We start from the raw sequence: 25,084 nt of genomic DNA on the forward strand, positions 1-25,084 counted from the left end.
CCCTTGGCTATATGTGCCCTAATTGTACAAAGGGCTCGGGCTGAGTCACGTTAAGCTCTATACACATTAGTGTCATCATACGACACAAAAAAGCCGGGCTTACCCGGCTGGAATCATGTTTCGCAGTGCAAGCCTTATTAACTGTTCGCTGTTCATACCTGACTCTGCCACTTTGCTGATGGCTTTTGCCGCTTCCTGTGGTTTGTAGCCCAACGCGATCAGGGCCGCTTCTGCCTCCTCCCGGGGGTCCGGTACCGCTGCAGGCGAGCTGCTGACTGCTCCGCCGACCAATTGCCCCGGCATTGAAGGGGCGAACAGCCCTTCCAACTGTTTGATGCGGTCTGTCATATCAATCAACAAACGCTCAGCGGTTTTCTTGCCAACGCCCGGTAACTTTACCAGCGCGTTGACATCCCGTGCTTCCACACACTGAATAAACTGCTGCGCATCCAGCCCTGACAAAATACCAATGGCCATTTTCGGCCCCACGCCGTTCACCTTAATCAATAACCGAAACAGATTACGATCAAGCAAAGAAGTGAACCCGAAGAGACTTTGTGCGTCTTCACGGACAGCAAAATGGGTATGGAGCGTCACCTCTTGGCCGGTGTCGGGCAGGTGAAAGAACGTGGTGTAAGGAATATCGACTTCATAGCCAAGCCCGGCGCATTCCACCAGCGCCTGACCCGGCGTCTTCTCAAGCAGCAAACCTCGAATACGACCTATCAAAGCCCGTCTCCTCTGGCTTTCATCAATCTTTGTTTATTGTCGGCGGGCGCGACCGCCTCGAACTTTGCCGCCAACTCCGGCAAGCTTCAGTGTGCTCTGATTCATGTGGGCATGACACAGAGCAATGGCAAGTGCATCAGCTGCATCTTCTTGCGGTTTTCGGGACAATCCCAGCAACGCCTGAACCATATGTTGCACCTGAGACTTATCGGCACCGCCAGTCCCCACAACTGCCTGCTTAACCTGCCTTGCAGAATACTCATGAACCGCCAAGCCGCTGTTGGCTGCGCTGACAATTGCCGCCCCTCTCGCTTGCCCCAACTTAAGTGCAGAATCCGGATTGCGCGCCATGAACACTTGCTCGATAGCAAACTCTTCCGGGCGATACTCACCAATCAACACTGCAAGGCTCTGAAAGATGGTTTGCAACCGTTCGGCCATGGGCTTTTGCCCCACCCGGATGCAGCCACTATCAAGATATTCGGTCTGGCGACCATCCACTCGGATAATTCCATAACCGGTAATTCTGGAACCGGGGTCTACGCCCAGAATGATTGGCATCCGACTACCCTCAACTCTGCGAGAGGATCACCAAAACAAAGAGGCGACCGAAGCCGCCTCTCGTCGTGTACACTTACGCTTTGTCTTCAGCTTTACCGCCATCAGCGGCTTTGGCTGACCGTCGCAAGCGGATGTGCAGCTCTTTCAACTGCTTCTCGTCCACTTCCCCTGGCGCCTGAGTCATCAAGCAAGTGGCGCTCTGGGTTTTCGGGAACGCGATTACGTCACGGATAGAAGCAGAGCCGGTCATCAACATCACCAGACGGTCCAGACCAAAGGCCAGACCACCGTGTGGCGGGCAACCGAACTTCAACGCATCCAGCAAGAAGCCGAACTTCGCTCGGGCTTCTTCTTCACCAATACCCAGAATGCGGAATACGGTGTCCTGCATAGCGCCGTCGTGGATACGGATAGAACCACCACCCAACTCAGTACCATTTAACACCATGTCGTATGCACGTGACAGAGCGTTTGCCGGATCAGCCGTCAGCTCTTCTGGGGTGCACGAAGGTGCGGTGAACGGGTGGTGGATAGCCGTGAGGCCGCCGTCGGACGTTTCCTCAAACATCGGGAAATCAACCACCCACATGGGCGCCCATTCACAGGTCAGCATGTTCAGGTCATGGCCAACCTTAATACGCAGTGCACCCAAGGCCTCGTTCACAACGGTAGTTTTATCAGCACCGAAGAATACAATGTCGCCGTCTTCCGCACCTACGCGCTCCATAATCGCCATGGCAACGTCGTCACCCAGGAACTTAACGATCGGAGACTGCAAGCCCTCGACGCCCTTGGCCAATTCGTTGACCTTGATGTAAGCCAGACCTTTAGCACCGTAGATGCCGACGAACTTGGTGTACTCGTCAATCTGCTTACGGCTCAGTTCGCCACCTTTCGGTACACGCAGCGCGGCCACACGGCCTTTTGGATCTTTGGCGGGGCCGGCGAAAACTTTGAAGTCGACGCTTTCAACCAGATCGTTCACGTCCTGAAGTTCCAGCGGGATACGCAGATCCGGCTTATCGCTGCCGTAGCGATGCATCGCTTCAGCGTATGGCATGCGCGGAAACTCAGGAAGCTCAACGTCCAGCACGTCTTTGAACAGAGTGCGGATCATGTCTTCGTTCAGGTTCATCAGGCTTTCTTCATCAACAAAAGAAGCCTCGATATCCACTTGAGTAAACTCTGGCTGACGATCTGCACGAAGGTCTTCGTCTCGGAAGCACTTGGCGATCTGGTAGTAGCGATCAACACCAGACACCATCAACATCTGCTTGAACAGCTGCGGAGACTGAGGCAGCGCGAAGAAGGAACCGTCATGGGTGCGGCTCGGCACCAAGTAGTCACGAGCACCTTCCGGGGTTGCACGAGTCAGGATGGGCGTTTCCACATCCATAAAGCCGCGGCTGTCCAGGAAGTTACGAATGTAGCTGGTTACCCGAGAGCGGAAACGCAAGCGATTGATCATTTCCGGACGACGCAGGTCGATAAAGCGGTAGCGCAGGCGAACGTCTTCACCCACGTCGACGTGCTCGTCCAGCGGGAAGGGAGGCGTGGCTGCAGCATTCAGAATAACCAGCTCTTTACCCAACAGCTCCACTTGACCAGTCGGCATATTGTCGTTTTCTGTTCCGGCAGGGCGACGACGCACGCGACCGGTTACTTTGACAACGTATTCGCTGCGAACTTTTTCAGCCAGAGCAAAGCTTTCTTCGGTATCCGGGTCAACAACGACCTGAGAAATGCCATCCCGGTCCCGCAGATCCAGGAATATAACCCCACCGTGGTCACGGCGGCGATGTACCCATCCACAGAGTGTAACTTCCTGATCAATGTGAGATTCGTTGATCCCACCGCAATAATGACTGCGCATACCGGTTCCCGTAGTTTCTGTCTGAATGTGTGCGTTGTGTCCCGCGTCAGGCGGCGGACAAGGTGAAAAGCCGCCCATTATAAACACAATGACGCCGAAAATCAGGCGTACAAGAACGCATTTAAGACACTCTGATGACTCTATGGAGACAGGCGGCTAGAATGGCCGTCTTTAGCCGCAATTGGAGCAGCCGTTTTGGCCACCAGAGCAGAGCAAAAACTAAAAACCCGACGGGCACTGATGGATGCCGCCCTCGCGCAACTGAGTGCAGACCGGGGCTTTGGCAGTTTGAGTTTACGCGAAGTGGCCCGTGAAGCCGGCATTGCCCCCACCTCGTTTTACCGGCACTTCTCTGAACTGGACGAATTGGGCCTGGCACTCGTGGACGAAGGCGGCGTTGCGCTTCGCCAACTGATGCGTCAAGCGCGGAAGCGCATCGTGCGGGATGGAAGTGCCATCTCCACGTCGGTGGATACCTTTATGGAGTACCTTGGCAACAACGCCAACTTGTTCCGTTTGATGTTGCGGGAGCGAACCGGTGTGTCCAAACCTTTCCGTACCGCAGTAAAAGCCGAGATCGAGCATTTTGTTACAGAATTGGCGGCTGACTTGCGCCGCTTCGCAGAAGAACAGAACAAGCTAATTTCAGATGCCCGAATCGTAGCTGAAGCCATGGTCACACTGGTGTTCAATCAAGGTGCGGAAGCCTTGGATGCCACACCCAAAGAGCGTGAAGAGCTTAAGGCAAAACTGAAAATCGAACTGAGAATGATATTGGTAGGATCCCAAACCCTGGCTCAGTGGCAACAGGGTCGGGAATAATCAGATACAGGGTAACGCCAATAACTCGAGGACCGGCTGGAGCTTTTCAGTGACACGCCTTAGTTCTTCATCACCGTAAGGCACTGATGCCTGCGCGCCCCATACGGGCCCCGGCCAAGCCGGATCATCCTGAAACCGGACAATATGATGAAGATGTAGTTGCGGCACCATATTACCCAGTGCCGCCACGTTCATCTTGTCGCCCCCAAAGAGCTCCATCATCCCTTTACTCAATGCCGACGATTCTTTCAACAATTGCATCTGTTGATCGGCCGTAAGCTGATAGATTTCCCGAATACCAGACACAGCCGGCACCAGAATAATCCACGGCCAAGTGCGATCGTTCATTAACCGCACTTCGCACAGAGCCGACTGACCCAAGCTATGGGTGTCGGCCGCGAGTCGTTCATGGAGTTCAAACATGGCTTGCCCTCAATCAGCTCGCCGAATGAAACTGGTTTTGACCACGCCCTATGGCGTAATAAGTGAGACCATAACGCTCTAGCATTTCTGGTTCATACAGATTACGACCGTCAAACACTGCCGGCTCTTTCAGCGTGCCGGCAATGGCATCAAAGTCAGGCGAACGGAACTCTTTCCACTCGGTGCAAATCACCAACACGTCAGCTCCCTTCAGTGCCTGTTCTTTGGTACCGCATAAAGTCAGTCCGTCATGGTCGCCATAGATACGCTGAGTTTCGTTCATCGCTTCCGGATCAAAAGCCTGAATCTTCGCACCCACTTTCCACAAACTTTCCATCAACGTTCGGGATGACGCCTCACGCATATCATCCGTATTCGGTTTGAATGCCAAGCCCCAAAGCGCGACAACTTTACCTTCCAAAGCGCCCTGAAAGTAGTGACTGATTTTGTCAAACAACACATGCTTCTGGGCGTAATTCACGGCTTCGACCGCATTCAACAATTTGGATTCGTAATCGCAATCTCGGGCGGTTCGGGCGAGTGCCTGAACATCCTTCGGGAAACAGGAGCCGCCGTAACCACAACCTGGGTAGATAAAGTGGTAGCCGATGCGCGGATCAGAACCAATCCCGCGACGGACAGCTTCAATATCAGCACCCAATCGTTCAGCCAGATTAGACATCTCGTTCATGAAGCTGATTTTAGTGGCCAACATGGAGTTCGCAGCATATTTGGTCAATTCCGCGGACCGGATATCCATAAAGATCATACGATCTCGGTTCCGGTTAAACGGGTAATACACTTCACGCAGCAAATCCGCCGCTTGCTCGCTGTCGGTGCCAATCACGATGCGGTCCGGCTTCATAAAGTCGTTAATGGCCGCACCTTCTTTTAGAAACTCTGGGTTCGAGACAACATCGAACTCCAGCTCAAGCCCGCGCTTGTCCAGTTGCGCACGAACCGCACTTTTCACCTTGTCACCGGTGCCTACGGGTACCGTAGACTTATCGACCACAACTTTGTATTCATCCATGTACTGGCCGATCGATTTCGCCACTGCCAGCACATACTGTAGGTCTGCTGAACCGTCTTCATCCGGAGGCGTACCGACCGCGATGAACTGCAAAGTGCCGTGCCTAACCGCCTCTTCAACATCGGTGGTAAAAGATAAGCGACCAGCTTCAAATGTATGTTTAACGATCGACTCAAGGCCCGGCTCATAGATGGGAATCTGCCCGTTTTTGAGCTTGCGGATCTTGCCCTCATCAATGTCCATGCACAACACATCGTGCCCGACATCCGCCAAACAGGCGCCCGTCACCAGACCGACATAACCCGTTCCAAAAATCGTAATCTTCATGAAGTCTTTCCCGAAAACAATAGGTTAAAGCGTTATTTCGCCGCTTTTTTCTGAAGCCAGATCTTTTCCCACGCCAACGCAGTTCGCACGATGGTATTGAGATCATCGTAATCGGGCTGCCAACCTAATACTCGCTTGATTCTGGCATTATCTGCCATGAGTGCTGCCGGATCGCCTGCTCGCCGACCGGTTTCTTCAACGGGGAAATCGACTCCGGACTCTTCCTTCACCACATCGATCACTTCGCTGACGGTGAAGCCGCTGCCATAGCCACAGTTAAGTACCTGAGACTCACCACCTCCTGCCATGTAACTCAGTGCCATCACGTGAGCTTTGGCCAGGTCCTCTACATGAATATAGTCACGCACACAGGTGCCATCGCGGGTTTCGTAGTCGGTGCCGAAAACACTCATGCCTTGACGCTGTCCGGTTACACACTCACAAGCCACTTTGATGAGGTGCGTCGCTTCAGGCGTTGCCTGCCCCAGCAGGCCATCCGGGTTCGCACCCGCAACGTTGAAGTATCGCAAGACCACATAATTTAGGCTGGAAGCGGCGGCCAGATCCATGATCATCCGCTCGCTCATCATTTTCGATGCGCCATAGGGATTGATCGGGGCCAATGGCAAATCTTCCGTTAGCACCGTCTGTTCCGGCATTCCGTACACCGCCGCAGTCGATGAAAACACCATATATGGTGTTTTATGGCGCTCAATTGCCTTGAGCAGATTCAGAGTGTTCCGCGTATTGTTACCGTAGTACTTCAGGGGATTGCTGACCGATTCAGGCACCACAATATTCGCTGCAAAGTGCAAAATGGCCTCAAAATCGTGAGCGGCGAACACCGCTTCAACGGCGTCTTCATCGCAAAGATCTCCTACCACTAACTCACCGGCCGTCACCGCCCACCGGTAGCCCGTAGACAGGTTATCAAACACCACGATGTCATGGCCGGCCTCGGCCAGCTGACGAACAACGTGGCTGCCGATATAGCCGGCACCGCCAGTCACAAGTACTTTCACGCGGAATTACTCCTTCCCTGAATATTGTTTACGCTGACGACGGATTTCATTCCGCCGGCGGCTGAAAAAGTCACTGATCATTCGCCCGCATTCATCGGCAAGAACCCCACCGACCGTCTCGACTTGCCAGTTGAGAAAAGGCTCCTCAAGGGTCCGCCGTGCCGATTCAACGGCACCGGCTTTAGGCTCTAGCGCACCGTAAACAATGCGGCTTACTCTGCTATGCACGATAGCACCTACACACATGGTACAGGGCTCTAGAGTAACGTAAAGCGTAGCTCCACTGAGCCGGTAGTTTCCTGCTCTGGCAGCGGCATCGCGCAAAGCACGCACCTCTGCATGGGCTGTCGGGTCGCACCCGGTAATAGGCGCATTATAACCTACCCCCAACTCTCGGCCATCGCGAACGACAATCGCACCGACCGGAACCTCATCGATCTGAGCCGCTTTAGCAGCCAGCGACAAAGCGCGAGCCATCCAGTATTCATCAAGGGCATGTACATCGGACATAAACGAAGTTCGTATGAGCGGGGCTTAAAAAATCGCATTAGCGGGCCAATCAACAACGCGAAAATACCACTATTCCGTTCTCCAACCAACACCGGCTCGACCGCACACTGCAAAACCAGCTCATTAATAATGGGGCGCTCAGCTCACGGTTTCAGCAATCGGTCTTGAAGCGTTCTTTTAAATTGAATGCCAACATCTCAAGTGAACAAATGGGTTTGCTGAAATAATAACCCTGCGCCACATCACAACCTAGCTCATTTAAAAGTGTAAGCTGCTCACTCGTTTCAACACCTTCGGCTACAACGTCCAGATTTAAGCTGTGAGCCATCGCGATGGTCGCCGTTACTAGATCACGATCCTCTTTGTTCGCTGTGATACCACTGACGAAACTGCGGTCTATTTTCAGAAGATCAAAGTCGTATTGCCTGAGGTAGCTTAACGATGAATACCCGGTTCCGAAGTCATCCATCGACAACTTCACTCCCAAAGCGTGCAAAGCCGACAGCAGTTCATCCACACAGGACTGCCTTATCATTAACACACCTTCGGTAATTTCAAACTCCAAGCGCTCAGGTGAAACATTCGATGAACCAAGGCATTCTTTCACAAAATCAACGAAGTCCTTATCTCTGAACTGCCGTGGCGAAAGGTTGACTGCCACGGTGTATTCTTGCCGATGAGCCATCCCCCATTCGCTCAAAAAAGCCAGTGCCCGAGCGAGCACAAACTTTCCAATAGGGACAATCAACCCGGTATGCTCGGCAATGGGTATAAACTCATCAGGTGTAACCTGCCCCAACAAAGGGTTATTCCACCGAAGCAACGCCTCGGCACCCATAACTTTACGGTCTTTCAAGCTGATTTTCGGCTGATAGTAAACCTCGAACTCGTTACGCTCCAACGCTCCATATAATTGTGCTTCGATTTCCAGTCTGCGCAAAATCATCTCATTCATTTGCTTCGTGAAAAACGAATAGGTATTCCGCCCCCGCTCTTTGGATTGATACATTGCGGCATCGGCGTTTCGCAACAGCTCAGTCGCGCTTGTACCATTATCGGGGTAAATCGAAACGCCAATACTGATGGTTAGGATTAACTCTCTAGCGTCGATTCTGAAGGGTTCTCTGAAGGCATTCAGCAGCTTCTCAACAACATCGACAGCATCAAAGCTTTCGGCCAAGGACCCCAACAAAACAATGAACTCATCACCGCCTAATCGTCCCACCGTATCAGAGTCCCGGACGATCGAGCTCAATCTCTTGGCCGCTTCAATGAGGACTCTGTCTCCTACATCATGACCTAACGAATCATTGATCTTTTTAAAATCGTCAACATCCAGAAACACTACCGCTGCTTTTTCACCGTTACGCTCCATTTCTTTGATCATCTGCGACAATCGATCAAGTGATAACAAACGGTTGGGTATGGAGGTTAGAGAATCAAAATAAGCCTGCTGTCGAATCAGCTCTGCGGCCTCATGGGACTCTGTGATATCCCGAACGATGATGACGAGCTGCCTCTGGCCTGCCAAATGACTGATCCTTGCTTCAAAATAAGCTTTTCCAGTCGGAAGATTCAAGCAATATTCGAAGCTAAGCACTCCATCATCTTGCATCGATTTTTCGATGTAATTCCTAAACTTAGCTGCCACCTCTTCAGGCAGAAAATCAGCCATATTTCCACCCAGTATATTTTCATACTGGACGTATAGCTTCCGATTATCCCCAGCGTGATAATCAATAATACTTCCGCCTTCAGTCACCAAGAAAAATAAATCGGGAATCGATTCAAACACACCCTTAAGAAGCTCTTCCTTCGAGACCGCTTGCGACTGAGCTTTTTTCACTTCACCCAAATCGACATCAATGCAATACATTTCGTATTCATCGTGCGCGTTCCGAAACATGACATGGCTTGAATAAACACTCACGCCCTGGCCGCCCTTGCTTCGTAAAGTAAGCTCAGCGGAGGGTACTTCAACACCGTTAACCACCCAGTTATGGTGCGACGATACAACCCCTTCTCGCATATGATCCGGGATAATCAGGTCTTCCAATTTTTGCCCTATCGCCTCTTCGGCGGTATAGCCGTATATTTTTTCACTACCTACATTCCAGTAAACAACCCTTCGTTCTTGGTCGTACCCTTGTACGGAGATAGCATCCACGCTATCAAATAGCTGACGTACAGCGTCCCTTGTATCTTCGCGATGGTTTTCCATATCCGCACTCTTTTGTTATCCATCAGGATGCAAAAATGCCAGTCCGCCCCTATTCTGCCCCAAACAACCACATTTTCCATGCTCCATTAGCCTCTAGGGGAGCATGGAAAATGACTGAATAATGCAAAGCGCCAACTAAAGTGTAGCACCGGCCATTTCAGTTGCAGAATCACTGACAGAGCATGCGGCAAATTATCTCAGACAGCCCTGAATGAATTGCACACAGTCGCTCTCTAAGAGACCCTCAAGGTACAAAAAACGGGGCCAGATTTTCATCTGGCCCCGTTACGGTACTCTCTTTATTTTGTTAAATCGCGCTTAGCTCGCCACTCGACGACGGGCGCGCAACCCAAACCCTAAAAGACCGGCCGCTAACAGACCTAAAGTACCAGGCTCTGGTACCTGGCTCGCCTCGCGTACAAGAGTAATGGTAGCTTTAACCTTCGCACCATACTTTTCGCCATCGTTAATTCCGAAGGCCCCTTTATTGAATTTGGTATCAGATAGACTTACTTCTAACAGGCCATCTCCAAGCGCGCCAAACACCAACTGCAACGGTGCGCCCCATGAGAGGTACCCGCCCTGGAAAAGTCCACCGATCCACTTTTTACCGACGGTATTTCCGTTTGTTGAACCAGACACCAGTGCTGGCGAGGTAAAGTTAAAATCAACGGAGATAGGTTTTGCGGCCTGATCATCACCATTGACCGCCGACTCATCTGTCCAAATCTTGAACAACTTAAAGGTCGTGCTGTCACCTTCGTTCAACGTGAAGGAAAACGGATTTGATGCGACGTCAGCGGAGTCGACTACCAGCCCAGGATCAGAGTCGTTCAGATTTACCTGATAGCTAGCCGAAATCAGCGCAGCGTTCGCTAGACCTGGCAAACAAATTGAAACAAAAAGTACTACGGCGAGTTTAAAGTGTTGCATGAAGAGCTCCCTGGGTTTCCCCCAATTTCGTTCTATGAGTACCACTCGCTCACAGAAAGCACTTCCCATGCCAAAACTTAAACTTAATTAAATTCAATCAGTTATGTAAATCCAAGCGTGTTCGCACCGGAATCATGTAAAATTATTGGACACATCATTCAACACGAACCGGTACGATGCTTACTACCTGATCATTCCCATTCAATGGTTGCAGGCGGCTTAGATGACACATCGTAGGTCACCCGGGAAATACCACTGATTTCGTTGATGATCCGGTTGGAAACCGTTTCAAGCAGATCATACGGCAAATGCGCCCACCGAGCGGTCATAAAGTCGATAGTCTCCACCGCTCGCAGAGCCACGACCCATTCGTAGCGGCGCGCATCACCCACCACGCCCACTGATCTCACCGGCAAGAAGACCGCAAACGCTTGGCTGGTTTTATGATACAAGTCAGCGCGATGCAGCTCCTCAAGAAAGATAGCATCGGCGTGACGCAGAATATCGGCGTATTCTTTCTTAACTTCGCCCAGAATCCGCACACCCAAACCCGGCCCCGGGAAAGGATGGCGGTACACCATATCGTAAGGCAAGCCTAGCTCGAGACCGATTCTCCGCACTTCATCTTTGAACAGCTCACGCAGTGGCTCAACCAATTTCATCTTCATGGTTTCTGGCAGGCCGCCCACGTTGTGGTGCGACTTGATCACATGCGCTTTACCAGTCTTCGAGGCTGCGGACTCGATGACGTCAGGGTAGATCGTGCCCTGAGCCAGCCAGTTCACATCTTTAATTCTGGCAGCTTCGTCATCGAACACGTCAATAAAGGTGTTACCGATCACTTTCCGCTTTTGCTCAGGGTCGCTGACCCCTTTCAGCTTCGACAGGAACAGATCTTCTGCATCAGCACGGATGACCTTTACGCCCATGCTGCTGCCGAACATATCCATTACCTGATCGCCTTCGTTCAGACGCAGCAAGCCGTTATCGACGAACACGCAAGTCAGCTGATCACCGATGGCTTTGTGCAACAGGGCTGCTGTGACCGAGGAATCGACACCACCGGATAGACCAAGCAGCACCTTATCGGTACCCACCTGCTCACGAATTTGGCGAACAGCATCGTCTACGATTTTGGCCGGAGTCCATAACGCTTCACAATCACAGATGCTGAGAACAAAGTGCTCCAAAATCCGCTTGCCTTGCAGAGTGTGAGTAACCTCCGGGTGGAACTGAACACCGTACAGATTGCGCGACAAATCCTGCATAGCAGCGATTGGAGCGCTTTCGGTGGAAGCCAGAAGCTCGAAACCTTCAGGCATGGTCACGACCTTATCACCATGGCTCATCCAAACATCCAGCAAGGAATCCCCAGCCGGCGTCAGGTGATCGGTGATATCGTTCAGCAGAGGCCCTTTCGCGCGCACTTTAACCTGGGCATAACCAAACTCGCGCTTCTCCGAGCTGGCGACTCGCCCACCCAACTGCTCAGCCATGGTCTGCATGCCGTAGCAAATACCGAGTACAGGAATGCCTCTATCAAAAAGGTTCTCCGGCGCTCGCGGCCCACCTAGTTCGGTAACCGATTCAGGCCCGCCGGCCAAAACGATGCCTTTTGGATTGAAGTGATTGAGTTCTTCTTCGGTGATATCAAAAGCTTTAACTTCGCAATACACGCCAATTTCCCGCACACGGCGAGCAATCAGTTGGGTGTATTGGGAACCAAAATCGAGAATCAGGATACGGTGGTCGTGAATGTTCTGAGCCATGGAGTCCTCGGGCTGAAGAGAAACAACACAACCCGGAAACCGGGCTGTGTCAGATCAAGCAATAATTAACCGACGCGGTAGTTTGGAGCTTCTTTGGTGATGGTTACGTCATGAACATGGCTCTCACGCATACCCGCATTGGTAATACGGACAAACTCCGGTTTGGTACGCATTTCCTCGATATTCGCGCTGCCGGTATACCCCATAGAGGCACGCAAGCCACCAATCAGCTGATGAATAATGTTGCGCATGGGACCTTTGCAGGCAACGCGACCTTCAATGCCTTCCGGCACCAACTTTTCAATACCTTTACTAGCATCTTGGAAGTATCGGTCACTGGAGCCCTGCCCCATAGCGCCGATGGAGCCCATGCCACGGTATGCTTTGTAGCTACGACCTTGGAACAATTCAATTTCGCCCGGCGCCTCATCCGTACCGGCCAGCAGGCTACCAATCATGACGCAGTTAGCGCCCGCCGCAACCGCTTTGGCAATATCACCAGAGAAACGAACACCGCCATCAGCGATCAGCGGGACACCGCGGCCTTTCAAAGCCGCCGCTACATTGGATACCGCTGAAATTTGGGGAACGCCAATCCCTGCCACAATACGTGTTGTACAGATAGAACCTGGGCCAATACCCACTTTAACCGCATCCGCGCCGGCATCCGCCAAGGCAATCGCCGCATCTGAAGTCGCAATGTTACCGCCAATCACCTGCACCTGAGGAAAGTTTTCCTTAACCCAGCGCACGCGATCAATAACGCCTTTGGAATGACCATGGGCGGTATCCACAACGACCACGTCGACGCCAGCCTCTACCAACGCCTGAACCCGTGCTTCAGTATCACCACCGGTACTAACCGCAGCACCCACCCGAAGGCGGCCTTGATCGTCTTTACAGGCCATCGGGTAATCTTTTGCTTTCTGAATATCTTTAACGGTAATCAGGCCGCGAAGTTCGTAGTTATCGTTAACAACCAGAATCTTCTCGATGCGGTGCTTGTGCAGTAGCTCTTTCACCTCAACGAGGTCAGCGCCTTCTTTCACCGTCACCAGATTTTCTTTTCTGGTCATAATATCTCGAACCGGAGTGTCCATCCGGCTTTCGAAGCGGATATCACGGCCAGTAACAATGCCCACCAGATCGTTGCCGTCAACAACCGGCAATCCGGAAATGTTGTTCGCCATGGTGATATCAACCAACTCGCGAACGGTGGTGTCCGGCGAAACAGTAATAGGATCTTTAACCACACCGCTTTCGTGCTTCTTGACCCTGCGCACTTCAGCAGCCTGCTGCTCCACCGTCATGTTCTTATGCATGATACCGATACCGCCTTCCTGGGCCATCGCGACAGCCAGCTCGGCGTCAGTAACCGTATCCATAGCGGCAGATATCAACGGAATATTCAGGGTAATTCCCTTGGTCAACTGAGTTTTTAACTCAACCTGATGAGGAAGCACTTCGGAAAATCCGGGCACAAGCAGAACGTCGTCAAACGTGAGGGCTTCTTCGGCAATACGCAGCATTTGGGTCCGCCTTTTGATCATGCTAAGTTGGGAGTTCCTAAGCTACACCGTCAGCGGCGTAGCAGAGCAAAATCCTTAATCGATCTATTATAAAGTGGTGGCAGAACACAGTAAACCACGGGGTTCTTACCATCAGGTTGCATCTTTCTGAATTTCCGTTACTTTTACCTGTCACCTTCTCGGCTATTGCGTATAAAATCCACGGAGCCCGACTTTGATCCCCGCCTACCCGGACACACGCCCCCACGCTCTGAGCGTCAGCGAACTTAACCGTCAGGCTCGCCGCCTGCTGGAAACTAGCTTTATGCAAGTGTGGGTGGAAGGAGAAATATCCGGGCTATCCCGGCCATCTTCGGGGCACTGGTATTTCTCCCTAAAAGACCAAAAATGTCAGATCCGCTGCGCCATGTTTCGAGGCGCCAATCAGCACATTCGCGCCCTGCCCCGCGAAGGCGACCAAATACGGATTCGCGGCAAGGTCACCCTGTACGAAAACCGCGGTGATTTTCAGATCATTGTCGAACACATGGAACCTGCCGGCCTTGGGGCTCTTCAGCAAGCGTTCGAAGCACTTAAGGCAAAGCTTCAAGCCGAAGGTTTGTTTGAGCCAACCCGCAAAAAACCACTCCCACACACTCCCAGACACATTGGCGTGATCACCTCCCCCACGGGCGCGGCAATTCACGATATCCTGACCGTACTTGCACGGCGCTGCCCTGCCATTCCTGTGACGCTTTATCCAACCGCCGTTCAGGGCAAGGCGGCTACCACTGAAATCGTGAATGCCATCGAGCGTGCCCAGCGGCATAACGTCGCGGACATTTTAATCATCGGCCGGGGCGGTGGCTCGCTTGAAGACTTGTGGTGCTTCAACGAGGAGGCGGTAGCCAGAGCAATTGCCGGCTGCCCTATTCCCACGGTCAGCGCTGTTGGCCACGAAGTAGACGTCACCATTGCAGACTTCGTCGCTGACTTGCGGGCCCCGACACCCTCAGCGGCCGCTGAGAAAATATCTCCAGACCAACAAGACTGGCTTCGCCGCCTGAGTGAACAGCAGGTTCGCCTAGGTCACTCGGCCCAACGCCTGTTTAAACGGCTGGAAAAGCACCTGCAGCACCTTAGCGCTCGACTGCGAGACCCGCGCCGTGAATTACAGGATAAAGCACAACGCATGGACGAACTCGACATGCGCCTGAGCAAGGCCATGCAACAAAAACTGGAGCGCCAGTCGCTTGCAACTGACCACCTGGCCCAGCGACTGGGAACCCAATCTCCGCAAAAGCTCATCACCAGCACGCACGAACAGGTGATCAGGCTGAATGAGCGCATGCAAGGGGCAATACAGCGCAACCTGAGACTGCAACAACACAAGCTCCTGTTGCAGGCGCAGACCCTGAACGTTGTCAGCCCGCTTGCTACGCTGGGCCGGGGCTACGCCATTGTGAAAAATGATTCCGGCAGCATCGTTCGAAACGCAAGCCAACTATCAACAGGCGACACCATTCGCACCCAATTCGGCCAGGGTTATATTTCTGCAAACGTCACAGAGGTTGAACCACAGTAAATCGAAGGCCGTTCCGCGTACTACGCCTATGGTCTACTAGCTCAGCCCCACAAATCTCCTAAAGTTGACGAAACCAACCACAAAACAAAAATCACTCAACTAAGGTGGAGCCTATGAGCTACAACTCCGCATTTCGCCGTTCCATCGATCAGCGTGATGACTTCTGGCGCCATCAAGCCCAGAACATCGACTGGACCTCGGCACCCGGCACTATCTGGCGACCCCTCGAAAACGGTCATGGCGAATGGTTCCCGGACGGAACCCTGAATACCAGCGATGTCGCTCTGGACGCCAACATCCGCGCTGGCCGTGGCGATCAGGCTGCTCTTATTTACGACTCACCGGTAACCAACACTCAGCAGACCTACACCTACAATCAATTACGAGACGAAGTCGCACTGTTCGCGGGCGCACTTAAAGCGCAAGGCATACAAAAAGGCGACCGTGTCATAATCTATATGCCGATGATCCCTCAAGCCGCCATTGCCATGCTGGCTTGCGCTCGCCTTGGAGTTATCCACTCGGTGGTCTTTGGTGGGTTTGCCGCTCATGAACTGGCGGTGCGTATCGACGATGCCACCCCCAAAGCACTTATCACCGCCTCTTGCGGCATCGAAATCAGCACGGTAATCGAATATAAACCGTTGGTCGATAAGGCCATTGAGCAATCGAGGCACAAGCCTGAGATGTGCGTGGTATTCCAACGCCCCCAAGCTAAAGCCACCCTGAAAGCCAGCCGGGATCGCGACTGGAATGATCTGTGCACAAACGCCACACCTGCCGAACCTGTGCCAGTGAAAGCAACCGATCCGCTCTATATTCTTTACACGTCTGGCACCACGGGCAAACCGAAAGGCGTAGTTCGGGATAACGGCGGCCACGCCGTTGCACTCAAGTACAGCATGAGCCTGGTCTACGACGCGAAACCCGGAGATGTATATTGGGCAGCCTCGGATGTCGGCTGGGTAGTTGGGCACAGCTACATTGTTTACGGGCCACTGTTCGCCGGCTGCACCACGGTACTTTACGAAGGCAAACCCATTAAAACTCCCGATGCCGGAGCCTTCTGGCGGGTAATACAGGACCACAAGGTAGACATACTGTTCACCGCCCCCACGGCATTTCGTGCCGTTCGAAAGGAAGACCCCGAAGCCACTCAGTTCGAAAAATACGACACGTCGTCATTGAAACGAATCTATCTGGCCGGTGAGCGCCTGGACCCGCCTACCTACGAATGGCTGAAAGAGAACACCAACCTTCCCATTCTTGACCACTGGTGGCAAACCGAAACCGGCTGGGCAATCTGCTGCAACCCGGCAGGCATCGAAATGATGGCTACCAAACCCGGATCCTCGACAGTACCGTCACCCGGTTTTGATGTGCGGGTGGTCAACATGGACGGCTCTTCCGTTCCCGATGGAGAACAAGGCCAGATTGCAGTTAAGCTCCCGTTGCCACCCGGGTGCCTGATGACCGTTTGGGGTGACGACGAGCGCTTCCTGAACAGCTACCTACGCCCAATTCCGGGCTACTACAGTTCAGGTGATGGCGGCTACGTTGACGAGGACGGTTACGTTTTCATCATGGGTCGAACCGATGATGTAATCAATGTGGCAGGGCACCGCCTTTCGACCGGAGAGATGGAAGAAGTGGTCGCGTCTCATCCAGCAATCGCAGAATGCTGCGTTGTGGGAGCCCATGACGACCTCAAAGGTCAATTGCCCATTGGCTTGGTACTGATTAAAGACGGCGCGACCATCGACCCTGACGAGCTTGAAGAAGAACTCATTGAGATGGTACGAGAAAAAATTGGTGCAATTGCCTGTTTCCGGCGCGCCATTGTGGTCGAGCGACTGCCAAAAACCCGATCCGGCAAAATACTTAGGCGGGTCATTCGCCAGATTGCCGATCAAGAAGAATACAGCGTGCCAAGCACGATAGACGATCCGGCCATTTTGGAGGAAATTAGCGCAGCACTCAGGCACTAATCACCAAACACACCTCCGCTGAAAAGACGCGAGACTACCCCTTTTGGGGGTAGTCTTTGTTTCGACAAAAGATACAACTACCTGTTTTTTATCACAAAAAAAATCATAAAACCGACCTATAAAAAATTGACGGACGGCAAAGTCGGTCTATACTGAAATTGCTGTGTAATTCTGCAGCGGTATTTGGCGAATGTGCTTCAACGTCCTGCCCCGGCTTTTCGTTGCCCCTTTCCTCAGAACGCCCCGAATTATTCAGCATGCATGGCCCCGTGAGGGCAAACCTTTTAGTAAGTACAGGAAAGATCAATGTCTGATACAAAAACTGGCCAGGTCAAATGGTTCAACGAAGCAAAAGGCTTTGGCTTTATTGAGCAGGAAGGCGGCAGTGACGTTTTCGTTCACTACAGCGCAATCAACTCAGGTGGCTTCCGCACTCTGGCTGAAGGCCAGCAGGTGCAGTTCACCGTTACTCAGGGTCCGAAAGGCCCACAGGCAGAGAACGTAACGCCGCTATAATGGGCTTATGTTGATTGCCTGACGCCCCTCACGGGCAGACGGAACAAAACAGCCGGCATTCGTGCCGGCTGTTTTGGTTTAGACTCAAGCTAAAACTACAATCGTTAGACGGAGACAGGCTCCGAGCTTTCAATCGTCTCAGGCATCTGTTCGCCAACTTCCTGAGCCACCGCTGAAAACAAAGCCTGCAAGGTCGCAGATGTGGTGTCTTCAGCCAATGCAGCGGCACTGCAGAGCCTACCGTTAGCGTTTAAACGAATACACGCCAAAGCATTGGCTTTAGTCCCCTCACCCAAAGCGAACTCATCGTAAGCCTCTACTGCAATGGTTACCCCGAAGCGCCGGGTCAGCGCGTCCGACACAGCCTCAACCGCACCCAAGCCTCGGCCCTCCAACGTAACAGACGCTTCGTTAGCGCCCACGACCACATCGGCTCGCACGCCATCGTCATCACGATGCAGATTATAAGTACGCAGCTTCCAGTCTTTCCGTACCTTCAGGTACCGTTCTTCAAAGAGATGATGAATGGTATTTGAATCGATCTCGCCACCGTTGGTTTCGGCTTCCGATTGGACCACCTTACTGAACTCAATCTGCAGCCATCGAGGCAAGCTAATATCGTAATCACGCTCCAGTACGTAGGCGACGCCACCCTTACCGGATTGACTGTTTATCCTCACCACCTCTTCATAACGACGACCCAGGTCTGAAGGATCAATTGGCAAATAGGCAACGTTCCACACATCTCCATCCTGGCGGCGCGCCAAACATTTTCGAATCGCGTCCTGATGGCTACCGGAAAACGCCGTAAAGACCAACTCACCGGCATAAGGATGACGAGGATGAGTCGAGATCTCTGTGCAAGCTTCCACCACCTCGCTGATTTCAGCCATACCCGACAAAACCAGCTCAGGATCAACACCTTGGGAGTATAAATTCATGGCCATTGTGACCAAATCCATATTGCCCGTACGCTCACCGTTGCCCATCAAAGTGCCTTCAACCCTATCCGCACCCGCCATGACCGCCAACTCGGCTGCCGCCACGCCGCAGCCCCGATCGTTATGAGTGTGAACGCTAATGCTCAACGAATCCCGGTATTGAATCTTTTCACAGATCCATTCCACCTGATCCGCGAAAACGTTCGGTGTCGACATTTCAACAGTTGCAGGCAAGTTGATGATTACAGGCTGCCCCTGATCTGGCCGCCAGACACTTGTGACCTCATCAATGACATCTGCAGCAAAATCCAATTCTGTGCCGGTGAAGCTCTCGGGGGAATACTGGAACGTCCAATCGGTATTCGGATAACGACCAGCAATCTCTTTTACCAACGCTGCTCCATTGCGGGCAATCTTGCAGATACCCTCACGATCCAACCCGAATACCTGCTCACGCTGAACCGTAGAGGTCGAATTGTAGACATGAACTATGGCCTGCTTCGCACCATCAAGAGCCTCGTAGGTACGCTCGATCAATTCCGCCCGAGCCTGAGTCAGCACCTGAATAGTGACATCGTCAGGAATCCTGTTCTCCTCGATAAGTTTTCGACAAAAATCGAAGTCTGGCTGACTGGCTGCTGGAAAACCTATCTCAATCTCCTTAAAGCCCAGCTTCACCAGTAAATCAAACAAGCGCTGTTTTTGCGCAACCGACATCGGCTTGATCAGAGACTGGTTACCGTCCCGAAGATCCACGGCACACCAAGTTGGAGCCTTTTCGATGACCACATCCGGCCAACGACGATCTTTTTTGGCTACGGGCTTAAAAGGAGCATATTTCCGATGATCAAAAGCCATGTCTGACAATTCCTTTCACTGATCGAAGAGATAACGACAGTTTAACCAACATAGCGCGCCATCCGATTGCGAACTTTAGCCGAAGCCATCAAAAATATGGCACAATATTGCCAACATTAGATAAATGGTGAAATATTGTGCTCAACAATGACAAAGCGTTAGTTAAACTAGATAAAATTGACCGAAAAATTCTCGAACAGTTGCAGAAAGATGGATCATTAACCAATCAGCAACTCGCCGAAAAGGTCGGTCTATCACCTTCCCCCTGCCTTCGCCGGGTCCGATCGTTGGAAGATGCGGGCGTCATCGTCAGAACCGCCACGATTCTTGACCACAAGAAACTGGGATTAGCCCTGACCGCTGTCATCCTGATCGGCATGGACCGGCACACCCCGGAGAGATTCGCAGACTTCGAGGAGCAAATTGCGAACTACCCCGAAGTTCAGGAATGCTATCTGATTACCGGGCAAAGCGCGGATTACATGCTAAAGGTTGTGGTACCTGATATGGATCATTACCACCAGTTCCTGCTGAACCGCATCACCCGTATACCCGGGGTCAGCGGCGTTCACTCAAGCTTTGTATTACGACGAGTCATCGACAGCACAGCCCTGCCCCTGGGCTATCTGTCCTGACCAATCAGTTCCATCAAGTAGGCGCGAGCCATACATTTAAGCTCAGTTGCCAGCAATGCGCCCTGCGACTCTGGCAAAGTTGCCGCCAACCTGAGAATGGAGCCAGCAGAACGCGGCAGTAACAAGCTCGCCGTCCATCGGCGTTCTTCCGGTATGCCGGGGAACTCCTGTTTTAGGCGCGCATCAAAGTCCCGAGCGTTGCTGTAAAGTTCCCTCAAATCCAGCTCACGGAGTTCCGGCATGGATTCAACACCACTCCAAATCGCAGAGTAAGCCGGTTCAGTCCGATAGAATTCGTAAAACAGGTCGATCAGCACGTCGACGGCTTCCGACAACCCAACTTCTTGAAGGCGTTCACGCAACGCCGTTTCCATCTTCTCGACATGCCCTTCTGCGAGCGCATGGACAATGGCCGCTTTATTCGGGAAATAGCGATAGAGCGAGGCCAGCGACATCCCCGACTGCCGGGCGATGGCCGACATACTGGTGCCATCGACACCATTCTCATGAAAGATCTCGGCAGCGTGGCGGAGAATGCTGTCTACACGCTCCCGGCTACGCGCCTGCACCGGCTTTCTGCGCGGTGCTACATTTATAGATTCGTCTGTCATCATCTGTACCTTAAGGGGCAGGCTCCGTACAATAACGCTCACTTTAAGACAATGAAAGGCAGTTTCGGGCCAGTACCACTGCCAATTAGTCCAATCCCCACTTTTCAATAAAGCGGAAGACACGATGCGAGCTAGCCGTTATCTGATTGCCACCCAAAAAGAGACCCCTTCTGACGCGGAAATTATCAGCCACCAGCTGATGTTACGTGCAGGTATGATCCGTAAATTGGCCGCAGGCCTCTACTCTTGGCTACCACTTGGCCTAAAAACCTTGCGCAAAGTAGAACGAATTGTACGTGAAGAGATGGACAAAAGTGGAGCCCAGGAAGTACTCATGCCTGCGGTTCAGCCGGCTGAACTTTGGCAGGAATCCGGCCGTTGGGAGCAATACGGCGGTGAGCTTCTGCGCCTGCACGACCGACACGGCCGTGATTTTTGTGTGGGGCCGACCCATGAAGAAGTCATCACCGATCTGGTTCGCAATGAGCTGAAAAGCTATAAAGAGCTTCCTGCTAACTTTTACCAGATTCAAACCAAGTTCCGTGATGAACGCCGCCCACGGTTCGGCGTGATGCGTGCCCGCGAGTTCATCATGAAGGACGCTTATTCCTTCCATATTGATGCAGGATCGCTGGAGGACACCTATCAGCTCATGCATCGGACCTACTGCAACATTTTTGATCGTCTGGGCCTGGATTACCGCCCAGTTCAGGCAGACTCCGGCTCCATTGGCGGCAGCAGCTCCCACGAATTCCACGTGTTGGCGTCTTCTGGTGAAGATGCCATCGTATTCAGTACGGGCGGTGGTTACGCCGCGAACATCGAGAAGGCGGAAGCGGTAGCTCCGGCTGGCGATCGTCCGGCGGCCTCAGAAGAAATCAAAGAGGTACACACCCCGGATCAGAAAACGATTGATGCAGTCTCCGAGTTCTTGGGTCTGCCGGCTGAGCGCAGCGTGAAAACTCTGATCGTGAAAGCCGAAGCCGACGAGAACGGAGAATCAGGCTTGGTTGCGCTTGTTTTGCGCGGCGATCACAGCCTGAATGAGATCAAAGCTGAAAATCTGCAAGGTGTGGCTGAGCCTTTAACCATGGCCACCGACGAAGAGATCGAGAAAGCCATTGGCTGCAAAGCTGGCTCTATTGGTCCGGTCAACTTGCCGATTTCGACCATTGTCGATCGCAGCGCGGCCCATTTGGTGGACTTCGTGTGCGGCGCCAATAAAGACGACTATCACCTGATTGGCGCTAACTGGGAGCGTGATGTTCCAGTTGGCCGCGTTGAAGATATTCGCAACGTTGTAGAAGGTGACCCAAGTCCAGACGGCAACGGCACGCTGGAAATTCGCCGCGGCATCGAAGTTGGGCATATTTTCAAGCTGGGCAACAAATACAGCTCAGCCTTAAACGCTACAGTACTGGATGAAAACGGAAAATCAGTCGTGATGGAAATGGGCTGCTACGGCATTGGTGTGTCGCGCATCGTGGCCTCATCCATTGAACAAAATCACGACGACAAGGGCATCATTTGGCCAGACGCGATTGCGCCCTTCCAGGTTGCCATTGTGCTGCTGAACGCTCACAAAGCACCGACCGTTGCCGAGGCAGGCGAAAAGCTTTACAACGACCTGCGTGAAGCTGGCTATGATGTTCTTCTGGATGACCGCAACCTACGCCCAGGCGTAAAATTCGCAGATATGGAACTGATGGGCATTCCGCACCGGTTCGTTATTTCGGAGCGCGGACTGAATGCTGGCACTTTGGAATACAAAGGCCGTCGTGATGAAGATAAACAGGATATTGCGGTAGAAGACGCACTGCCTGTGCTGATGAACGCTTCGCCGAAAGCGGGCCTGTAAGATGCAAACAGTCGAGGTAGCCTGGAGTGGCTACCCCGACTGTGCCAATTTTATTAACGTGTTCCGATAATACCCGGTTCGACTTCCAACTCTACCCCGAACTTTTCCCGCACCGATTTGCGCACATCCCTTGCCAATGCCAGCACATCCTCACCTGTGCCTTGAGAATGGTTGATCAACACTAACGCCTGTCGGTTATGGATGCCCACTCGCGCGTTGCGATAGCCTTTCCAGCCTGCCTGATCAATCAACCAAGCCGCGGCCAGTTTGACACCCTCAGTTAGCGGGTAATGCACCACTTCCGGAAAACGTTTTTGCAGCTGTTCGAATTGGGTCTGATCGATCACCGGATTCTTAAAAAAACTTCCGGTGTTTGGCAAGGTATCGGGATCCGGCAGTTTTCGCCGGCGCACAGCCATAACTGCCTCAGCCACTTCCAGCGAGCTAAGTTTCGCCTCATCAACATCGCTCAGATAATCCTGAAGATCCCGATATCCCAGTTTAAGAGGTGCCGTACGAGATAGCCGCAGGCGTATTTCAAGTATGATATATCGCCCCGGGTTGCGCTTAAAAAAACTGTCGCGATAGGCGAACTGACAGTCTTCAGCACTCAATGTAACCACTTGCCGTACATCGCAATCCAAAGCCGTTACGCTCGTCAGCGAATCGCACAACTCTACTCCGTAGGCACCAATGTTCTGAACCGGTGCAGCCCCAGCTGTTCCAGGAATCAGCGCAAGGTTCTCAATACCGCGATAGCCAGAGCGCGCAGCGTAGAGCACCGCATCGTGCCAGTTCTCACCTGCGGCCAACGCCAGTACAGCCGTCTCGCCTTCGACCTGTTCCCAACGCCTTCCGCGTAGGGCCATGTGCAGGACAAGCCCCTCATAGTCGCCGGCGAACACCAGGTTGCTGCCACCGCCCAGCACCAGCGTTTCAAGTTGCCGGTCAGCGGCCATGTCGAGAGCCTCGACAAGTTGGTCAGCACTTTCGATATCCGCAAATTGCTTGGCGTTAACGGCAATAGCCATCGTATTCAGGTCTTTCAAATCAACCTGTTCGTGAATATGAAGCCCGTAGCTCAAGCCAACCTTCCTCGAATATCTTCCAGCAACCCTTCACTGGCGCTTTGGATCAAATCGAGAACATACTCGAAGCCCTGACCACCGCCGTAATAAGGGTCTGGCACTTCCACTTCATCGGATCGGCCAAATTCAAGAAACAATTTTGGCTCCGTGCCTCCGTTTTGGCGCCAAATATCGCGCACGTCGGCCAGATTAGAGCGGTCCATCACCAATACATAATCAAAGGTATCTAGGTCGTCCGATTGGATCTGACGTGCTTTGAGATCAGATAGATCAATGCCTCTGCGCCCAGCCGCTTCAATAGACCGAGAGTCAGCCGACTTTCCGGTGTGCCAATCTGCCGTGCCGCATGAATCGATAGACACCCTATCTGTCATGCCCTGCTCCGTGACGAGCTTACGAAACACACCTTCCGCGCTGGGCGAACGACAAATGTTTCCCAAACAAACAAAAAGAACCCGAACCGATTCAGACATAACGTCCTCCGGCTTCCATCAACTTTCTAATTCGCTCTAAGTCTTCTTCCGTATCCACGCCCGGCGCTGGAGGCCGCTCTGCGATATCCACATGAATACTGGCGCCGTTATAAAGTGCTCGTAGTTGCTCCAAAGCTTCCACTTGCTCAGTTGGCGCGGGTGCCCAACTAACAAAATCACTCAGCACGCTGGCCCGATAACCGTAGATGCCAATGTGACGGAAATACCCCATTCCATCCGGCAAGTCGATTTCCGCACCGTTGGCGTTTTGAGGCCATATATCACGCGCCCAGGGGATCGGGGCTCGACTGAAATAATGGGCAATTCCTCGAGCATCAAACACCACTTTAACCACGTTCGGGTTAAACACCTGGCGAGCGTCGTGAATGCGCTCGCACAAAGTCGATATCGCAACGTCTGGATAAAATTCAAGATTGTCGGCCACCTGATTGATCAATGCAGGCGGCAAGAGTGGTTCATCACCTTGAACATTGACAACACGATGATCGGGTTCGAGTTCCAGCTTACGGGCAACTTCTTCGAGCCGGTCTGTACCGCTGGCGTGGTTCGGCGAGGTCATCACCACTTCTGACCCGAACGCTTGGCACACCTCTTCGATGCGCGAATCGTCCGTTGCGATCACGACACGGCCCGCCCTGCTTTCCTGGGCACGTTCATGGACATGTTGAATCATGGGCTTGCCAGCAATCATTGCCAACGGCTTGCCTGGCAATCGGCTGGACGCGAAGCGGGCGGGAATCACGACAGTAAAAGACATACAGACAGTCCTGCTTGCGGTT

At 52.6% G+C, this 25,084-nt stretch carries 22 protein-coding genes; 6 read left to right on the forward strand and 16 right to left on the reverse strand.

The genetic code is table 11. From position 1 onward, the window contains the following. Positions 1–99 precede the first annotated feature (99 nt). The 3 genes from ruvA to aspS all read right to left on the reverse strand — a co-directional run bounded on the left by ruvA (position 100) and on the right by aspS (position 3,163). Positions 100–729 carry a Holliday junction branch migration protein RuvA gene (ruvA, locus tag K5L82_RS06045; RefSeq protein WP_223133540.1) on the reverse strand — a complete coding sequence of 210 codons (630 nt, stop codon included), beginning with the start codon at positions 727–729 and terminating at the stop codon, positions 100–102. Positions 730–762: 33 nt separating this feature from the next. Next, a complete protein-coding gene (ruvC, locus tag K5L82_RS06050; RefSeq protein WP_133005780.1) occupies positions 763–1,290 on the reverse strand; it encodes a crossover junction endodeoxyribonuclease RuvC in 528 nt (175 codons plus the stop codon). Positions 1,291–1,363: 73 nt separating this feature from the next. Then, positions 1,364–3,163 (reverse strand): aspartate--tRNA ligase, encoded by a 1,800-nt coding sequence (gene aspS, locus K5L82_RS06055; protein ID WP_223133541.1) that lies wholly within the window; start codon positions 3,161–3,163, stop codon positions 1,364–1,366. 195 nt (positions 3,164–3,358) lie between these two features. Between aspS and fabR the strand changes: the two genes are divergently transcribed. Then, the gene (gene fabR, locus K5L82_RS06060) at positions 3,359–3,985 is read left to right on the forward strand and encodes an HTH-type transcriptional repressor FabR (protein ID WP_133005782.1); all 627 of its coding nucleotides are present in this window, start codon (positions 3,359–3,361) and stop codon (positions 3,983–3,985) included. On the opposite strand, the gene K5L82_RS06065 is transcribed toward fabR, so the two are convergent. From K5L82_RS06065 to guaB, 8 genes are all read right to left on the reverse strand, one after another. Then, on the reverse strand, positions 3,986–4,408 hold the full coding sequence (locus tag K5L82_RS06065; RefSeq protein WP_133005783.1) for an HIT domain-containing protein: 423 nt from the start codon (positions 4,406–4,408) through the stop codon (positions 3,986–3,988). Positions 4,409–4,421: 13 nt separating this feature from the next. Beyond that, entirely contained in the window at positions 4,422–5,768 is a 1,347-nt protein-coding gene (locus K5L82_RS06070) for a UDP-glucose dehydrogenase family protein (RefSeq protein WP_133005784.1), read from the reverse strand. 32 nt (positions 5,769–5,800) lie between these two features. Next, positions 5,801–6,790, reverse strand: coding sequence for a UDP-glucose 4-epimerase GalE (gene galE / locus K5L82_RS06075; RefSeq protein ID WP_223133542.1), 990 nt, complete (start codon positions 6,788–6,790; stop codon positions 5,801–5,803). Between the two features lie 6 nt (positions 6,791–6,796). Continuing rightward, positions 6,797–7,300 carry a tRNA adenosine(34) deaminase TadA gene (gene tadA / locus K5L82_RS06080; protein WP_133005786.1) on the reverse strand — a complete coding sequence of 168 codons (504 nt, stop codon included), beginning with the start codon at positions 7,298–7,300 and terminating at the stop codon, positions 6,797–6,799. Positions 7,301–7,451: 151 nt separating this feature from the next. Next, on the reverse strand, positions 7,452–9,521 hold the full coding sequence (locus tag K5L82_RS06085) for a bifunctional diguanylate cyclase/phosphodiesterase (RefSeq protein ID WP_223133543.1): 2,070 nt from the start codon (positions 9,519–9,521) through the stop codon (positions 7,452–7,454). A gap of 318 nt (positions 9,522–9,839) precedes the next feature. Then, positions 9,840–10,454, reverse strand: a complete 615-nt coding sequence (locus K5L82_RS06090; protein WP_223133544.1) for a PEP-CTERM sorting domain-containing protein — start codon at positions 10,452–10,454, stop codon at positions 9,840–9,842. 191 nt (positions 10,455–10,645) lie between these two features. Next, on the reverse strand, positions 10,646–12,223 hold the full coding sequence (guaA, locus tag K5L82_RS06095) for a glutamine-hydrolyzing GMP synthase (protein ID WP_223133545.1): 1,578 nt from the start codon (positions 12,221–12,223) through the stop codon (positions 10,646–10,648). 65 nt (positions 12,224–12,288) lie between these two features. Next, entirely contained in the window at positions 12,289–13,752 is a 1,464-nt protein-coding gene (guaB, locus tag K5L82_RS06100; RefSeq protein ID WP_133005790.1) for an IMP dehydrogenase, read from the reverse strand. A 214-nt stretch (positions 13,753–13,966) separates the two neighbouring features. Between guaB and xseA the strand changes: the two genes are divergently transcribed. From xseA to K5L82_RS06115, 3 genes are all read left to right on the forward strand, one after another. Next, on the forward strand, positions 13,967–15,316 hold the full coding sequence (xseA, locus tag K5L82_RS06105; RefSeq protein WP_223133546.1) for an exodeoxyribonuclease VII large subunit: 1,350 nt from the start codon (positions 13,967–13,969) through the stop codon (positions 15,314–15,316). Positions 15,317–15,429: 113 nt separating this feature from the next. Further along, on the forward strand, positions 15,430–17,304 hold the full coding sequence (locus K5L82_RS06110; protein ID WP_223133547.1) for a propionyl-CoA synthetase: 1,875 nt from the start codon (positions 15,430–15,432) through the stop codon (positions 17,302–17,304). 306 nt (positions 17,305–17,610) lie between these two features. Next, entirely contained in the window at positions 17,611–17,820 is a 210-nt protein-coding gene (locus K5L82_RS06115; protein WP_114333539.1) for a cold-shock protein, read from the forward strand. Between the two features lie 104 nt (positions 17,821–17,924). Here K5L82_RS06115 and leuA read toward each other — a convergent pair whose 3' ends face one another. Next, the gene (leuA, locus tag K5L82_RS06120; protein WP_223133548.1) at positions 17,925–19,619 is read right to left on the reverse strand and encodes a 2-isopropylmalate synthase; all 1,695 of its coding nucleotides are present in this window, start codon (positions 19,617–19,619) and stop codon (positions 17,925–17,927) included. A gap of 137 nt (positions 19,620–19,756) precedes the next feature. Here leuA and K5L82_RS06125 point away from each other — a divergent pair, with 137 nt between their 5' ends. After that, positions 19,757–20,254, forward strand: a complete 498-nt coding sequence (locus K5L82_RS06125) for an Lrp/AsnC family transcriptional regulator (RefSeq protein WP_133005794.1) — start codon at positions 19,757–19,759, stop codon at positions 20,252–20,254. On the opposite strand, the gene K5L82_RS06130 is transcribed toward K5L82_RS06125, so the two are convergent. Beyond that, on the reverse strand, positions 20,242–20,865 hold the full coding sequence (locus tag K5L82_RS06130; protein ID WP_133005795.1) for a TetR/AcrR family transcriptional regulator: 624 nt from the start codon (positions 20,863–20,865) through the stop codon (positions 20,242–20,244). The genes K5L82_RS06125 and K5L82_RS06130 overlap by 13 nt on opposite strands. Before the next feature lie 124 nt (positions 20,866–20,989). Between K5L82_RS06130 and K5L82_RS06135 the strand changes: the two genes are divergently transcribed. After that, positions 20,990–22,723, forward strand: a complete 1,734-nt coding sequence (locus tag K5L82_RS06135; RefSeq protein ID WP_223133549.1) for a proline--tRNA ligase — start codon at positions 20,990–20,992, stop codon at positions 22,721–22,723. Between the two features lie 53 nt (positions 22,724–22,776). Here the strand turns inward: K5L82_RS06135 and murB are convergent, their stop codons facing one another. Genes murB through kdsB form a run of 3 tightly spaced genes read right to left on the reverse strand, consistent with a single transcriptional unit; the run spans position 22,777 to position 25,062 of the window. Continuing rightward, the gene (murB, locus tag K5L82_RS06140; RefSeq protein ID WP_223133550.1) at positions 22,777–23,808 is read right to left on the reverse strand and encodes a UDP-N-acetylmuramate dehydrogenase; all 1,032 of its coding nucleotides are present in this window, start codon (positions 23,806–23,808) and stop codon (positions 22,777–22,779) included. Continuing rightward, positions 23,805–24,284, reverse strand: coding sequence for a low molecular weight protein-tyrosine-phosphatase (locus K5L82_RS06145; protein ID WP_133005798.1), 480 nt, complete (start codon positions 24,282–24,284; stop codon positions 23,805–23,807). Before K5L82_RS06145 ends, murB begins: the two co-directional genes overlap by 4 nt. Continuing rightward, positions 24,277–25,062 (reverse strand): 3-deoxy-manno-octulosonate cytidylyltransferase, encoded by a 786-nt coding sequence (gene kdsB / locus K5L82_RS06150; protein ID WP_133005799.1) that lies wholly within the window; start codon positions 25,060–25,062, stop codon positions 24,277–24,279. Before kdsB ends, K5L82_RS06145 begins: the two co-directional genes overlap by 8 nt. Between the last annotated feature and the right edge of the window lie 22 nt (positions 25,063–25,084).

The sequence above is a fragment of the Marinobacter sp. AL4B genome (genome assembly GCF_019916045.1).
Classification (GTDB): domain Bacteria; phylum Pseudomonadota; class Gammaproteobacteria; order Pseudomonadales; family Oleiphilaceae; genus Marinobacter.

What these genes read in the sequence shown, in the direction of transcription:
- ruvC (WP_133005780.1), bottom strand. Translation starts at nt 1,290, where the DNA reads ATGCCAATCATTCTGGGCGTAGACCCCGGTTCCAGAATTACCGGTTAT.
- aspS (WP_223133541.1), bottom strand. Translation starts at nt 3,163, where the DNA reads ATGCGCAGTCATTATTGCGGTGGGATCAACGAATCTCACATTGATCAG.
- K5L82_RS06065 (WP_133005783.1), bottom strand. Translation starts at nt 4,408, where the DNA reads ATGTTTGAACTCCATGAACGACTCGCGGCCGACACCCATAGCTTGGGT.
- K5L82_RS06070 (WP_133005784.1), bottom strand. Translation starts at nt 5,768, where the DNA reads ATGAAGATTACGATTTTTGGAACGGGTTATGTCGGTCTGGTGACGGGC.
- tadA (WP_133005786.1), bottom strand. Translation starts at nt 7,300, where the DNA reads ATGTCCGATGTACATGCCCTTGATGAATACTGGATGGCTCGCGCTTTG.
- K5L82_RS06085 (WP_223133543.1), bottom strand. Translation starts at nt 9,521, where the DNA reads ATGGAAAACCATCGCGAAGATACAAGGGACGCTGTACGTCAGCTATTT.
- K5L82_RS06090 (WP_223133544.1), bottom strand. Translation starts at nt 10,454, where the DNA reads ATGCAACACTTTAAACTCGCCGTAGTACTTTTTGTTTCAATTTGTTTG.
- guaA (WP_223133545.1), bottom strand. Translation starts at nt 12,223, where the DNA reads ATGGCTCAGAACATTCACGACCACCGTATCCTGATTCTCGATTTTGGT.
- guaB (WP_133005790.1), bottom strand. Translation starts at nt 13,752, where the DNA reads ATGCTGCGTATTGCCGAAGAAGCCCTCACGTTTGACGACGTTCTGCTT.
- K5L82_RS06110 (WP_223133547.1), top strand. Translation starts at nt 15,430, where the DNA reads ATGAGCTACAACTCCGCATTTCGCCGTTCCATCGATCAGCGTGATGAC.
- K5L82_RS06115 (WP_114333539.1), top strand. Translation starts at nt 17,611, where the DNA reads ATGTCTGATACAAAAACTGGCCAGGTCAAATGGTTCAACGAAGCAAAA.
- leuA (WP_223133548.1), bottom strand. Translation starts at nt 19,619, where the DNA reads ATGGCTTTTGATCATCGGAAATATGCTCCTTTTAAGCCCGTAGCCAAA.
- K5L82_RS06130 (WP_133005795.1), bottom strand. Translation starts at nt 20,865, where the DNA reads ATGACAGACGAATCTATAAATGTAGCACCGCGCAGAAAGCCGGTGCAG.
- K5L82_RS06135 (WP_223133549.1), top strand. Translation starts at nt 20,990, where the DNA reads ATGCGAGCTAGCCGTTATCTGATTGCCACCCAAAAAGAGACCCCTTCT.
- K5L82_RS06145 (WP_133005798.1), bottom strand. Translation starts at nt 24,284, where the DNA reads ATGTCTGAATCGGTTCGGGTTCTTTTTGTTTGTTTGGGAAACATTTGT.
- kdsB (WP_133005799.1), bottom strand. Translation starts at nt 25,062, where the DNA reads ATGTCTTTTACTGTCGTGATTCCCGCCCGCTTCGCGTCCAGCCGATTG.